The following is a 12462-nucleotide window of genomic DNA, read 5'->3' as shown; positions in this document are numbered from 1 at the left end:
GCCGGAGCCCCGGCGGCGGGCGCGGCGGCCGGAGCGGCCTTGGCGGCGGGCGCGCCGCCCTTGGTCGCGGCCTCGACGTCGGCCTTGACCACGCGGCCGTGCGGGCCGGTGCCGGCGATCGACTTCAAGTCCAGGTTCGCGGCCGAGGCCAGGCGGCGGGCCAGGGGCGAGGCGAAGACGCGGTCGCCGGTGGACGCGGCGGCCGGAGCGGGCTTGGCGGGAGCGGCGGTCTCGCCGGCGGCCTGGACAGGCGCGGCGGGAGCCGGCGCGGCCTTCGGCGCTTCAGCAGAGGGCGCGGCCTTAGTCGGCGGCGGCGCGGGGCTTTCGCCCTCGCCCGCCAGCTTGGCGATCAGGGCGTTGACCTTGACGTTCTCGGTGCCGGCGTCGACCAGGATGGCCTCGACCACGCCTTCATCGACGGCTTCGACTTCCATCGTCGCCTTGTCGGTCTCGATCTCGGCGATCACGTCGCCGGCCTTGACGGTGTCGCCGACCTTGACGTGCCACTTGGCGAGGGTCCCCTCCTCCATGGTGGGCGACAGGGCGGGCATCAGGATGTCGATCGACATTGAGCTTCTTCCTCAAGCGTTCGGGACGGCTTCGACCAAGGTGGTCGGCGTCCATTTGGCCTTGCGACGGGCAAGGCGTTGTTCGTCCGTTTCGTCGTGATAGTCCAGCCGTTCGGGCTCGCGATCGGCGAAACCCGGCAGGTCGGTCCCCACGACGTTGAGGGTGGCGTAGGCCTGGCCCTCGTCCTCGATCATCGCCGCCACATAGCAGGCGCACTCGCGGCAGATCAGGAAATCCACCGCCCGCCGCCCGAACCGGTAGCGCATCAGCGCCCCCGGGGCGGCGGTGATGTGCAGCCGGCTGGCCGGATCGCTGGTCGTGCGTCCGCCCTGCCGACGGCAGAACGAGCATTGGCAGGCCCGCAACGGCAGCTGGTCCACCGGCTTGCCGGGGTCCAGTTGCACATGCACCGCGCCGCAGTGGCAGGAGCCGTTCAGGGTCTGGGTCATGAGGGCCTCCCTGCCCGCTCGCACAGGCCAGAGCCTAGAGGAGCGGGCCGGGCGATCACCGGTAGCAGACCGCCTTGGCCGCCTTGACGATCTTGGGGACCGAAGGCAGCGACAGGGCTTCCAGGTTCGCCGCATAGGGCAGCGGCACGTCTTCTTGGTGCACCCGCAGCGGCGGGGCGTCCAGGTAGTCGAAGCCGAACTCGGTGATCCGGGCGACGATCTCGGCGCCGACGCCCATCGGGCCCCAGCCTTCCTCGACCGTGACCAGGCGGTTGGTCTTCTTGACGCTTTCCAGGATGGTGTCGTGGTCCAGCGGACGGATCGTGCGCAGGTCGACGACCTCCGCCGAAATGCCTTCCTTGGCCAGTTCCTCGGCCGCCTGCAGGGCGAAGCCCACCATGCGGCTGTAGGCCACCAGGGTGACGTCCGAGCCTTCGCGACGGACCTTGGCCTTGCCGATCGGCACGACCCAGTCCTCGACGTCCGGGATGTCGAACTCGTGGCCGTACATCATCTCGTGTTCGAGGAAGACGATCGGGTTCGGGTCGCGGATGGCGGCCTTCATCAGGCCCTTGGCGTCGGCCGCGTCGTACGGCGCGATGACCTTCAGGCCGGGGATGTTGCCGTACCAGGCCGCATAGTCCTGGCTGTGCTGGGCGCCGACCCGCGAGGCCGCGCCGTTGGGGCCGCGGAACACGATCGACGACTTGATCTGGCCGCCCGACATGTAGAGCGTCTTGGCGGCCGAGTTGATGATCTGGTCGATCGCCTGCATGGCGAAGTTCCAGGTCATGAACTCGACGATCGGCTTCAGGCCGGCCATCGCCGCGCCGACGCCGAGGCCGGCGAAGCCATGCTCGGTGATCGGGGTGTCGATGACGCGCTTGTCGCCGAACTCCTGCAGCAGGTCGCGGCTGACCTTGTAGGCGCCCTGGTACTGGGCGACTTCCTCGCCCATCAGGAAGACCTTGTCGTCGCGGCGCATCTCTTCGGCCATGGCGTCGCGCAGGGCGTCGCGGACCGTGATCTTCTTCAGCGGCGTGCCTTCCGGGATTTCCGGATCGGCGAAGGTCGAGGCGGCCGAGATCGGCGCGGCGGCCGGAGCCGCGGCGGCGGTCGGAGCCGGAGCGGCTTCAGCGGCCGGAGCGGCGGCGGGGGCCGGGGCCGGCGAAGCGGCTTCGCCCTCGCCCTTCAGCTTGGCGATCAAGGTGTTGACCTTGACGTTCTCCGAGCCGGCCGGAACCAGGATGGCTTCGATCACGCCTTCGTCCACGGCTTCGACTTCCATCGTCGCCTTGTCGGTCTCGATCTCGGCGATGACGTCGCCGGCCTTGATGGTGTCGCCTTCCTTGACCAGCCACTTGGCCAGGGTCCCCTCTTCCATCGTCGGGGACAGGGCGGGCATCAGGATGTCCGTCACTGGGCGGCCTCCAGGTATACGTCGGTGTACAGTTCGGAAGGATCGGGCTCGGGGCTGGTGCGGGCGAATTCGGCCGCCTCGGCCACGATGCGCTTCACCTCGGCGTCGACGACCTTCAGGTCGTCCTCGGTGACGCCGGCCTTGGCCAGGCGCTCCTTCAGGTGGTCGATCGGGTCGCGGGTCTGCTTGACGTTGTCGACCTCGTCCTTCGTCCGGTACTTGGCCGGGTCGGACATCGAGTGGCCGCGATAGCGATAGGTCTTCATCTCGAKGATGAACGGGCCCTGGCCGCTGCGGGCGTGCTCGGCGGCGCGGGCGCCGGCCTCGGCCACCGCGATCACGTCCATGCCGTCGACTTCCTCGCCCGGGATCCGGAACGAGGTGCCGCGCTTGTGGAAGGCGGTCTCCGACGCCGAACGCTCGACGCTGGTGCCCATGGCGTACTGGTTGTTCTCGATCACGTACACGACCGGCAGCTTCCACAGCTGGGCCATGTTGAAGCTCTCGTAGACTTGGCCCTGGTTGGCCGCGCCGTCGCCGAAATAGGCGAAGGCGACGTTGCCGTTGCCCCGGTAATGGTTGTTCAGCGCCAGGCCGGTGCCGAGCGACACCTGGGCGCCGACGATGCCGTGGCCGCCGTAGAAGCCGGTCTCGATGTCGAACATGTGCATCGAACCGCCCTTGCCGCGCGACGAACCGCCCGCGCGGCCGGTCAGCTCGGCCATGACTTCGTTCGGGTCCATGCCCGCGGCCAGCATGTGGCCGTGGTCGCGGTAGCCGGTGATGATCTGGTCGCCCTTGACCTTGATCGACTGCATGCCGACCGCGATGGCTTCCTGACCGATGTAGAGGTGGCAGAAGCCGCCGATCAGGCCCATGCCGTACAGCTGGCCGGCGCGCTCCTCGAAGCGGCGGATCAGCAGCATGTCCTGGTAGAATTTCAGAAGCTCGTCCTTGCCGACGAAGGTATTGACACCGGTGGCATCACCCTTCCCCGCGGGGGCTTCACCCTTGCGCGTACGCGCCATTCAACTCTCCCTGGCCAATCTTCATCGCGGCCTACTCCTGAACGCCCACCGCCGAATGAACCTTCGGTTCCGCGTTAGATGGGCGCCCGTTGTCAAACCCGAAACGGGCCAGGCTCACCTGATCCGTCGGCAGAGCCGCGGGACCGGTTCCCGTACCAAACGCTCAGCGCGGGGTGCGGATCACATAGTCCTTGGGGTCGGCGTATCCCAGGAGCGAACGCGCGCGTTCTTCCAGAAGGTCCGCCGACAAACTGCCGCTGCGTAATAGACGAGCACGGGCCTCCAGGTCCATCCTTTCGGCGCGGATCTTCTTCAACTCCAGCGTCTTGGCGGCGAGATCTGCGTTGCGCTGCGACGTCGACAACAGGCCGCGTTCGCCCGTCAGGGCGTGAAACACGAAGTAAGTGATCAGCAGAAGGAGCGCCGCGGTCGGCAGGAAGGGTTGCAGTCGGGCGAACATCAGCGATTCCCAGGAGGGGAAGTTTACCCTGCCCGATCATGCTTAACGCCTTACTAAACGGGGGGTTTGCGAAGGTCGGKACAAGATGTCGAAAGCAGCTCCCTAACGCTTTCATTTGAGATGGTTTCAAGGGCATCTAGATACCGCGTCGCAGCATCTGAACGGCCGTTTGGCGGCATTTTTTGCGGCGGTGCGGCGAGCCGCCGTTTTTGCCTTTAGAAAAATTGTTGGTGAATTTTGGCGCCCGGCGCCTCGAAAACGGGCGTCCGGACCTCCGGAGGCGAGAATCGTAACATCCGAAACGAAAAAGGCGGCGCTTGAAGCGCCGCCTTTCGTTGTCCGGGAGCCTTGAAACTAGCGCCCCTTGAGCACCGCGCGACCGGCGTAGACGGCCTGGTCGTCGAGGGCTTCCTCGATGCGCAGCAGCTGGTTGTACTTGGCCAGCCGGTCCGAACGGGCCAGCGAGCCGGTCTTGATCTGACCGCAGTTCAGGGCCACGGCCAGGTCGGCGATCGTGCTGTCCTCGGTCTCGCCCGAGCGGTGGCTCATCACGCTGGTGTAGGCGTTGCGGTGGGCCAGGTCGACGGCGTCGATGGTCTCCGACAGGGTGCCGATCTGGTTGACCTTGATCAGGATCGAGTTGGCCAGGCCCTTGTCCAGACCCAGTTGCAGGCGCTTGGGGTTGGTGACGAACAGGTCGTCGCCGACCAGCTGGACCTTCTTGCCCAGGGTGTCGGTCAGCAGCTTCCAGCCTTCGAAGTCGTCTTCCGACATGCCGTCTTCGATCGACAGGATCGGGAACTTGTTGGCCAGGTTGGCCAGGTAGTCGACCATCTGGGCCGGGTCGAGGCTCTTGCCCTCGCCTTCCAGCTCGTACTTGCCGTTCTTGAAGAACTCGGTGGCGGCGACGTCCAGGCCCAGGACGAAATCCTCGCCCGACTTGTAGCCGGCGGCTTCACCCKCCTTGACGATAAAGGCCAGGGCGTCTTCGGCCGAGCCGAGGTTCGGGGCGAAGCCGCCCTCGTCGCCGACGTTGGTGTTGTGGCCGGCGTCCTTCAGGGCCTTCTTCAGGCCGTGGAAGATCTCCGCGCCCATCCGCAGGGCCTCGGCGAAGGTCGGGGCGCCGGTCGGCAGGATCATGAATTCCTGGATGTCGATCGGGTTGTCGGCGTGGGCGCCGCCGTTGATGATGTTCATCATCGGCACGGGCAGGACGCGGGCCGAGACGCCGCCGACGTACTTGTAGAGCGGCAGGCCGGCCGACTCGGCGGCGGCCTTGGCGGTGGCCAGCGAGACGCCGAGGATGGCGTTGGCGCCCAGGCGGCTCTTGTTGGGCGTGCCGTCCAACTCGATCATCAGGTTGTCGATGCGGCGCTGGTCCTCCGCGTCAACGCCCGACAGCGCGTCGAACAGTTCGCCGTTGACCGCGTCCACCGCCGCCTTCACGCCCTTGCCGCCGTAGCGGCCCTTGTCGCCGTCACGCTTCTCGACGGCTTCGTGGGCGCCCGTCGAGGCGCCCGACGGCACGGCGGCGCGGCCGAAAGCGCCGTCTTCCAGGACGACGTCGACCTCGACCGTCGGATTGCCGCGGCTGTCCAGGATTTCGCGGGCGATGATGTCGACGATCTCGGTCATGGGAGCTCCCCTTTCAAAAGGCGCCTCCCCTTAGCGGCGTGGGCCGCGAACCGCAACCAGCGCTCGCCGGATCGCGGGTCAGATCGTCGGAACGGATGTTCGGGTCAGGCCTCCAGGATCGGCGGCGTCCAGCCCTTGCCGAGGCGGAACTTCACCCGGTCGGACCCGAAGTCCAGCTCGACCCGGGCGAACATCTTCAGCACGTCGACCCCCAGCAGTACGGCGGGACGGCTGTTGAGGTTCCAGACGTCGAAGATGTGCAGGTCGGCCAGCACCAGCGGCAAGTTGGTCATCCGCAGGGCGCCCATCTCGATCGAGCGGACGACGCGCAGTTCGCCCACGGTCGCCTCGCCGGCCGCGCCGACCAGGCGGATGGCCATGGACGGTTCGGGCTTGCGGCGCACCCGCAGCTTAATCGCCTCGGCCAGGGCCATGTTGCCCATGCTGGCGCCGGAGCCGGAGTCGATGAAGGCCACGCAGCGCACGCCGCTGACCCTGGCGTTGGCCACCGCCAGCCGGCCGAAGCGGGCGTCGGCGACCACCGACACCTCCCGCACGCCGGGATAGGCGGCGCTCATCGAGGTGCTGCGACGCACCTCCAGCCGCTTGCGGCGGAAATCCATGATGACGTTGCGGTCGTCCAGCATGTCGACGCCCAGCAGGCCGTCCACGCCCAGGCGTTCGGGCGTCAGCACCGGCAGCTCGGCGTTGTGCATGCGGGAATCGCCGGCCACCATCAGCGGCACCTTGGCCGTGGGGGTCAGGGCCGAGCCGCCCACCCCGTGCAGCATCACGTCGGGCCCGCGCTCCAGCCCCAGTTTCGCCGCCAGGGTCGTCGACAGCGCGCTGCGGTCGGCCCCCGTGTCGACGACGAAGGCGAAGGGCCCCTGCCCGTTGATGAAGACCTCGACCGTCATGCGGTCGATGGCGTCCAGGGCCGTGTCGAGGAAGATCGGCGGCGCCTCCTCGGCCGGGGGCGTCACGCCGGTGGACGGCGCGGTCGGCGTCGGCGTCGGCGTCGGCGCTGTTTGCAGCGAGGCCGGCTGCAGGAGGGACGCGGGCGTCGAGGATCGAGCCCAGGCCTGCTCGGCCATCAGCGACAATCCCAGTCCCGCCGCGATGTTTCGGCGTGTGAGCATGGGTGAATCTCCCTGCCGTCAAGATAACACGGTTATTTCGACAGCGTTGTCGAAATCCGCATCCAGCCAAGCATGGGAACCGCCGCGCCACTTGGGGAAAGCTGCGCCGAAAAGCGAAAAGGCGGCGGTCCGGAGACCGCCGCCTTTCAGGCTTCGTCTTGTCGCCCGGCCCGGTTGTCACACCGGGTCGAGGCCGACCGGAAGGACTAGTCTTCCTTCGGGGTCAGGATCTGCTTGCCGTTGTACAGGCCGGTCTTCAGATCGACGTGGTGCGGACGGCGCAGTTCGCCCGAGTCCTTGTCCTCGACGAAGGAATTGGCGCCCAGGGCGTGGTGCGACCGGCGCATGTTCCGGCGAGAAGGCGAAGTTTTTCTTTTAGGAACGGCCATCGAAGTGACTCTGCTCGCTGAGCGTGAAAATCGGAAGCGGCGACTCGGGAAAGACCCAGGCCGCCGCGTGAGGGCGCGCTTATGCCCGAATCTCTTCGGAGATGCAACCGCGCTTGTTAGACGAGTCGTCCCTGCTCTTTCGCCGCCGCGATAAAGCTGGCGAACAGGGGGTGCGGGGCGAACGGACGGCTCTTCAGTTCGGGGTGGTATTGCACCCCGATGAACCACGGATGGTCGTCGCGCTCGACGATTTCGGGCAGCACGCCGTTGGGCGAACGGCCGGTCAGCTTCAGGCCGGCGTCCTCCATCAGGTGGGCGTAGCCGATGTTGACCTCGTAGCGGTGGCGGTGGCGCTCGCTGATGTCAGTGGTCCCGTAGATTTCGGCGACCTTGCTACCGGACGTCAGGACGGCCTCGTAGGCCCCCAGGCGCATGGTGCCGCCTAGGTCGTCGTTGCTGCGCCGCTGGACGGTCTCGTTACCCTTGATCCACTCGGTCATGATGCCGACCACCGGACGCTCGGTGGGGCCGAACTCGCTGGACGAGGCGTCCTTGATGCCGGCCACGTTGCGCAGGGTCTCGATGACTGCCATCTGCATGCCGAAGCAGATGCCGAAGTACGGCACCTTGCGTTCGCGGGCGAACTGGGCGGCGCGGATCTTGCCCTCCGCGCCCCGCTCGCCGAAGCCGCCGGGCACCATGATGGCGTGGGCGTTCTCGAGCCGCGCGGCTGCCGCCCCCTCGTCGCCCTCGAAGGTCTCGCTCTCCACCCAGTCCAGGTTGACCTTGACCTTGTTGGCCAGGCCGCCGTGGTGCAGGGCCTCGATGAGGGACTTATAGGCGTCCTTCAGGACGGTGTACTTGCCGACCACGGCGATGGTCACTTCGCCGTCGGGGTGGTTGACGGTCTGGTCGATCGCCTCCCAGCGCGACAGGTCCGGCTTGGGCGCGTCGCTCATGCCGAACACGTCCAGCACCTCGGCGTCCAGGCCTTCCTTGTGATAGTCGATCGGCACCGCGTAGATCGACGAGCTGTCCATCGCCTGGATCACGGCGCTGGGGCGCACGTTGCAGAACTGGGCGATCTTGCGCTTTTCCTCGACCGGGATCTCCTGCTCGCAGCGGCAGAGCAGGATGTCCGGCTGGATGCCGATCGAGCGCAGTTCCTTGACCGAGTGCTGGGTCGGCTTGGTCTTCATCTCGCCGGCCGTCTTGATGAACGGCAGCAGGGTCAGGTGCACGTAGCAGCTCTGGCCGCGCGGCAAGTCCTGGCGCAGCTGACGGATGGCCTCGAAGAACGGCAGGCCCTCGATGTCGCCGACGGTGCCGCCGATCTCGACCAGCACGAAGTCGACCGGCTTATCGCCGCTCTCGTCCATTGCCGGCGACAGGACGAAGTCCTTGATCTCGTTGGTGACGTGCGGGATCACCTGGACGGTCGCGCCGAGGTAGTCGCCGCGGCGTTCCTTCTCGATGATCGTCTTATAGATCTGGCCGGTGGTGATGTTGTCGGCCTTGGTGGCCGACACGCCGGTKAAGCGCTCGTAGTGGCCCAGGTCCAGGTCGGTCTCGGCCCCGTCGTCGGTCACGAAGACCTCGCCGTGCTGATACGGGGACATCGTGCCCGGATCGACGTTGAGATAGGGGTCGAGCTTACGAAGGCGGACCTTGTAGCCGCGCGCCTGCAGAAGCGCTCCGAGCGCTGCGGAGGCGAGGCCTTTTCCCAATGAGGAAACCACGCCGCCGGTGATGAAGATGTACCGGGTCATGGGCGATCAGATTAGCCGTGATTCGTCGTCACCGGGGAAAAGACCGAGGTTCATTCACAGAAAGAATGCGCCGCCCCTCCCGAAAGGGGCGGCTCGGCATCAACAGTAGAACCGTCGACGGCCCTTACTGGGCCGGCTTCTGCGTGGCCGGAGCCGGGGCGTCGATCACCGGGACCGGCGCGGCGGCCGGAGCTTTGGCGGCGGGCGCCTTGGCGGCCGGAGCCTTGGCCGCCGGAGCGGGCGCCGAGACGGTCGGGACCGGGGCGCTGATCTGCGGCGCCGGGGCCTGGATCGCGGCGGGACCGGCGGCGGCCGGAGCCGAGGGAACCGGGACGGTCGTGGTCGGGGCCGGGGCGGTCGGACCGGCCGGCAGCGGCGCGGCGTTCAGGGTCTTGCTGTCCAGGCCGTCCAGCTTCAGGCGGTCGACCACCGAGTTGCCGGCGCCCATGCGGCCCGTAAGGACGGTCAGCACGATGCTGATGATCAGGAAGATCGAGAACAGGATCCAGGTCGTGCGGGTCAGCAGGTCGCCGGCGCCGCGGGCGGTCATGAAACCGCCGCCGCCGCCGCCCATGCCTAGGGCGCCCCCTTCGGAGCGCTGCATCAGCACCACGCCGATCAGGGCGATGCAAACGATGATGTTGATGGCCAGCAGAACGCCGATGAGCATGTCTAAATCGATCTCGATCCGGGCGACGGGGACTTCCGTCGCGAAAAACGAAGCGGCCCCTCTATCACTTGCGGCGGGCCCGCGCCATAGCTGGGGACGAACCGTCCGCACTCAAGACCATTCCCCACGTCCGTATCAGGTCCTTTCCGTCGCATGATCCTCGAGACCGAACGCCTCAGGCTGACGCCTCTGACCGTTGAGGACGCCCCCCTCGTCTACCCGTTCATGAGCGATCCGGAGGTGATGGCCCACTGGGACCGCGCCGCCGTCGAGGACCCCGACGAGGTCGCCGCCACGGTCGCCGCCCAGGTGGCCGAGATGGCGGACCGCCGGGCGCTGTACTGGGCGATCCGCCACGCCAAGAGCGACTGGTTCCTGGGCTATTGCGAGCTGGTCGACCTGGATTGGCGGCACCACCGCGGCGAGCTGGGCTTCATCATCACCCGCGACGCCTGGGGCCAGGGCTACGCCACCGAGGCCGCCGCCKCCCTGCTGGCCCACTGCGCCTCGTCCCTGGGCCTGAAGCGGATGATCGCCCGCACCCATGTCGGCGACAGCCGGGCCGAGAAGGTGCTGGAGAAGCTGGGCTTCGAGCAGGAAGGCTATCTGAAAGGCCATGTCGACCGCGACGGCGAGCGGCGGGATTGCCGGCTTTATGGGTTGTTGTTCTAGGGGTTTCCTTGAGACGGCCCCCGCACGCTCGCGGCCGGGGACATGCCCTTGGGCGTGTCCCCAAGTCTTGGCTCCGTGATGCCGATGGGGACACGCGCGAGCGATGGGGACACGCGCGAGCGCATGTCCCCGGCCGGGGAACCCGGCGGGTGATGGGAAGGGTGCGAAGCGCCCGGGCCTCGCCCGGAGAAGCTTTGATGTGAATACCGTTTCGACGAAGTCAGAGCGCTTCGCGTGGAGCCGTTATCCGGAAGCCTTCGGATCGCGGATTTTTAACCCGCTCCGATGGAGGCCCCCGACGGGCGGGGCGCTGGCTGCACCCCGGACCGCCTGGGCGATTTCAGCCCAGGCCTGCCGCGTCCGCCGATCCCTCGCCGCCTGGGTTTCGTCCCGATGTTTCAGGGAAACCTGCCCAGGACGCCCGAGGCGTCACCCAAGACCACCGGCGAGCGCTTCCCGCTCGTCCACCCCCGAAAGCCGTTCGGTCGCCGGCCGGACGCCCTTCCCATGCTTTCAGGTGAGATCAGGATGCGGGCGCCGGGAAGGGCGAGGATAAGTTCGGTCGAGAAAGTTCAGGGGGTTGAAATCGCCGAACTTCATCCGCTATCCGCCGAGGATAAGTCGCTCAGCCGGGGACGCGCACTCACGGCAAGGCCTTTGCCAACTAGTCCACGGCGGTGGGGTGAGTGCGTGTCCCCTCCTTCGCCCACCGCGCCTCAGGACCAGACTAGAAGCTCAGCGGACGACTTGGGGGACACGCACTCACCTTGGGCGCTGTGCGAAACCGGTCGACGCCTTGCCATGAGTGCGTGTCCCCAGCCGCCCAAGCACAACCCGTGGGAGCGCTAACAACCGAAAATCGATATGGCGACGCTAGCTTCACAACCTAAGGTGCGGGAAAAACGGCGACCGAGACCAGGGTTTTCCCCGATCTCAAAAATCGGGAGATGGCGGAATATTGGGCTCCGGCGTTAGGAGTTGTACTATGTCGAGTTCCAAACACATCTCTGATCATCTCAAGGCGGTCCGTAAAATCGCTGTCGAAACCTCTCCAGAAGATGTCGCCGGAACGGTGGCGCTGGCGATCCAGCGGGTCCGGGTAACCCTGCAGAACCTCGCCCTGCTGGCCAACAAGACGCCGGACCTCGAGGCGGCCGCGCGGGACGTGGACGCCTGCCTCCCCGCCTATGTGGGCGGCCAGTGGTCCGGGACCTTCTTCGGAGACGAGCTGCTGGGCGCGCTGGACGCCTTCGAGGAGGCGCTGGACGCCGCCGGCCCCAGCGAGGTGGCCCGGCGGATCGGCGCCTGGTCGCCCCGACCCGCGCCGCCCATGGCCGCCCAGCTCGTTCCCTAGGCGCGCGGACCTTAGGCCGCCTCGATGATCGCCAGGAAGTCGGCCGCCTTCAGCGAGGCGCCGCCGACCAGGGCCCCGCCGACCTCCGGCGCCGCCAGGATTTCCCGCGCGTTATCGGGCTTCACAGAGCCGCCGTAGAGGATCGGCACGGTCGCGCCGTGCTCGCCGAACCGCTCGACCAGCACGGCCCGCAGGGCCTCGTGGATGTGTTCGATGTCGTCGGGGGTCGGGGTGCGGCCGGTGCCGATCGCCCAGACCGGCTCATAGGCCACGGCGAAGGCCTGGCCCGCCAGGGCGGCCGGCAGCGACCCGCGGGCCATGCCCGTGACCACCGCCTCGGCCTGGCCGGCGTCGCGCTGGGCCAGGGTCTCGCCGAAGCAGACGATCGGCTCCAGCCCGGCGGCCAGGGCGGCCTCGACCTTGGCCGACACCAGGGCGTCGCTCTCCTTATAGGCGGCGCGGCGTTCGGAGTGGCCGAGAATCACGAGAGTCGCGCCCGCGTCGGCCAGCATCGCCGCCGAGATGTCGCCGGTATGAGGGCCAGCCGAAGCCGGATGGCAGTCCTGGCCGCCGACGATCACCGCCTCGCCCGCCATGGCCTCGGCCATCCGGCTCAGCAGGGTGGCCGCCGGACAGATGGCGACCCGCGCGGCGGGCGGCTTGGCGGCCAGGGCCGCCGCTACGGCGCGCGCCTCGTCGAGCGAGGCCTCCAGCCCGAACATCTTCCAATTTCCGGCGATCAGCGGCCGGGGCGTCGTCAGCGAAAGGGTCATGGACCCGGTTTGGGACCCTTGGCGAGGTGGAAGTCAAGACCGGTCGAGCCCTCCGCCGCTTGCCCGGCGCCCCGCGGCTCTACTATACCCGCTGCTCGCGTCCGCGTCTTCGCCTGGGCCTTGGCCCTGCGGAG

The 12462-nt window shown here is 67.7% G+C and carries 12 protein-coding genes and 2 pseudogenes; 2 read left to right on the top strand and 12 right to left on the bottom strand.

The genetic code is table 11. From position 1 onward, the window contains the following. From AC1U89_RS23140 to secG, 11 genes and pseudogenes are all read right to left on the bottom strand, one after another. Positions 1 to 569, bottom strand: a 569-nt coding sequence (locus tag AC1U89_RS23140) for a biotin/lipoyl-containing protein (RefSeq protein WP_479901976.1), incomplete at its 3' end; no start/stop codon positions are given. Between the two features lie 12 nt (positions 570 to 581). After that, positions 582 to 665, bottom strand: a pseudogene (locus tag AC1U89_RS23135) (aldehyde-activating protein); the annotation flags it as partial. A gap of 69 nt (positions 666 to 734) precedes the next feature. Next, positions 735 to 1019: pseudogene (locus AC1U89_RS23130) on the bottom strand (GFA family protein); the annotation flags it as partial. Between the two features lie 55 nt (positions 1020 to 1074). Continuing rightward, positions 1075 to 2439, bottom strand: coding sequence for a pyruvate dehydrogenase complex E1 component subunit beta (locus AC1U89_RS23125; RefSeq protein WP_479901975.1), 1365 nt, complete (start codon positions 2437 to 2439; stop codon positions 1075 to 1077). After that, complete coding sequence (gene pdhA, locus AC1U89_RS23120; RefSeq protein ID WP_479901974.1) at positions 2436 to 3467, bottom strand: pyruvate dehydrogenase (acetyl-transferring) E1 component subunit alpha; 1032 nt, start codon at positions 3465 to 3467, stop codon at positions 2436 to 2438. Before pdhA ends, AC1U89_RS23125 begins: the two co-directional genes overlap by 4 nt. Positions 3468 to 3630: 163 nt before the next feature. Then, a complete protein-coding gene (locus AC1U89_RS23115; protein WP_029917040.1) occupies positions 3631 to 3927 on the bottom strand; it encodes an FtsB family cell division protein in 297 nt (98 codons plus the stop codon). Positions 3928 to 4281: 354 nt separating this feature from the next. Further along, complete coding sequence (eno, locus tag AC1U89_RS23110) at positions 4282 to 5562, bottom strand: phosphopyruvate hydratase (protein WP_479901973.1); 1281 nt, start codon at positions 5560 to 5562, stop codon at positions 4282 to 4284. A 104-nt stretch (positions 5563 to 5666) separates the two neighbouring features. Next, positions 5667 to 6701 carry a retroviral-like aspartic protease family protein gene (locus AC1U89_RS23105; protein WP_479901972.1) on the bottom strand — a complete coding sequence of 345 codons (1035 nt, stop codon included), beginning with the start codon at positions 6699 to 6701 and terminating at the stop codon, positions 5667 to 5669. A 206-nt stretch (positions 6702 to 6907) separates the two neighbouring features. After that, on the bottom strand, positions 6908 to 7090 hold the full coding sequence (gene rpmF, locus AC1U89_RS23100; protein WP_007671126.1) for a 50S ribosomal protein L32: 183 nt from the start codon (positions 7088 to 7090) through the stop codon (positions 6908 to 6910). Between the two features lie 116 nt (positions 7091 to 7206). Next, the gene (locus tag AC1U89_RS23095) at positions 7207 to 8859 is read right to left on the bottom strand and encodes a CTP synthase (RefSeq protein ID WP_479901971.1); all 1653 of its coding nucleotides are present in this window, start codon (positions 8857 to 8859) and stop codon (positions 7207 to 7209) included. 124 nt (positions 8860 to 8983) lie between these two features. Further along, positions 8984 to 9529, bottom strand: a complete 546-nt coding sequence (gene secG, locus AC1U89_RS23090) for a preprotein translocase subunit SecG (protein WP_479901970.1) — start codon at positions 9527 to 9529, stop codon at positions 8984 to 8986. A 153-nt stretch (positions 9530 to 9682) separates the two neighbouring features. On the opposite strand from secG, the gene AC1U89_RS23085 reads away from it, so the two are divergent. Both AC1U89_RS23085 and AC1U89_RS23080 read left to right on the top strand, forming a co-directional pair. Further along, positions 9683 to 10201, top strand: a complete 519-nt coding sequence (locus AC1U89_RS23085) for a GNAT family N-acetyltransferase (protein ID WP_479901969.1) — start codon at positions 9683 to 9685, stop codon at positions 10199 to 10201. Between the two features lie 1072 nt (positions 10202 to 11273). Then, positions 11274 to 11555, top strand: a complete 282-nt coding sequence (locus tag AC1U89_RS23080) for a hypothetical protein (protein ID WP_479901968.1) — start codon at positions 11274 to 11276, stop codon at positions 11553 to 11555. A gap of 11 nt (positions 11556 to 11566) precedes the next feature. Here AC1U89_RS23080 and tpiA read toward each other — a convergent pair whose 3' ends face one another. Next, positions 11567 to 12328, bottom strand: a complete 762-nt coding sequence (gene tpiA, locus AC1U89_RS23075) for a triose-phosphate isomerase (RefSeq protein ID WP_479901967.1) — start codon at positions 12326 to 12328, stop codon at positions 11567 to 11569. Between the last annotated feature and the right edge of the window lie 134 nt (positions 12329 to 12462).

It is taken from the genome of Caulobacter sp. 05T431, from assembly GCF_056665975.1.
This window is presented reverse-complemented; position numbering and strand designations above follow the sequence as displayed.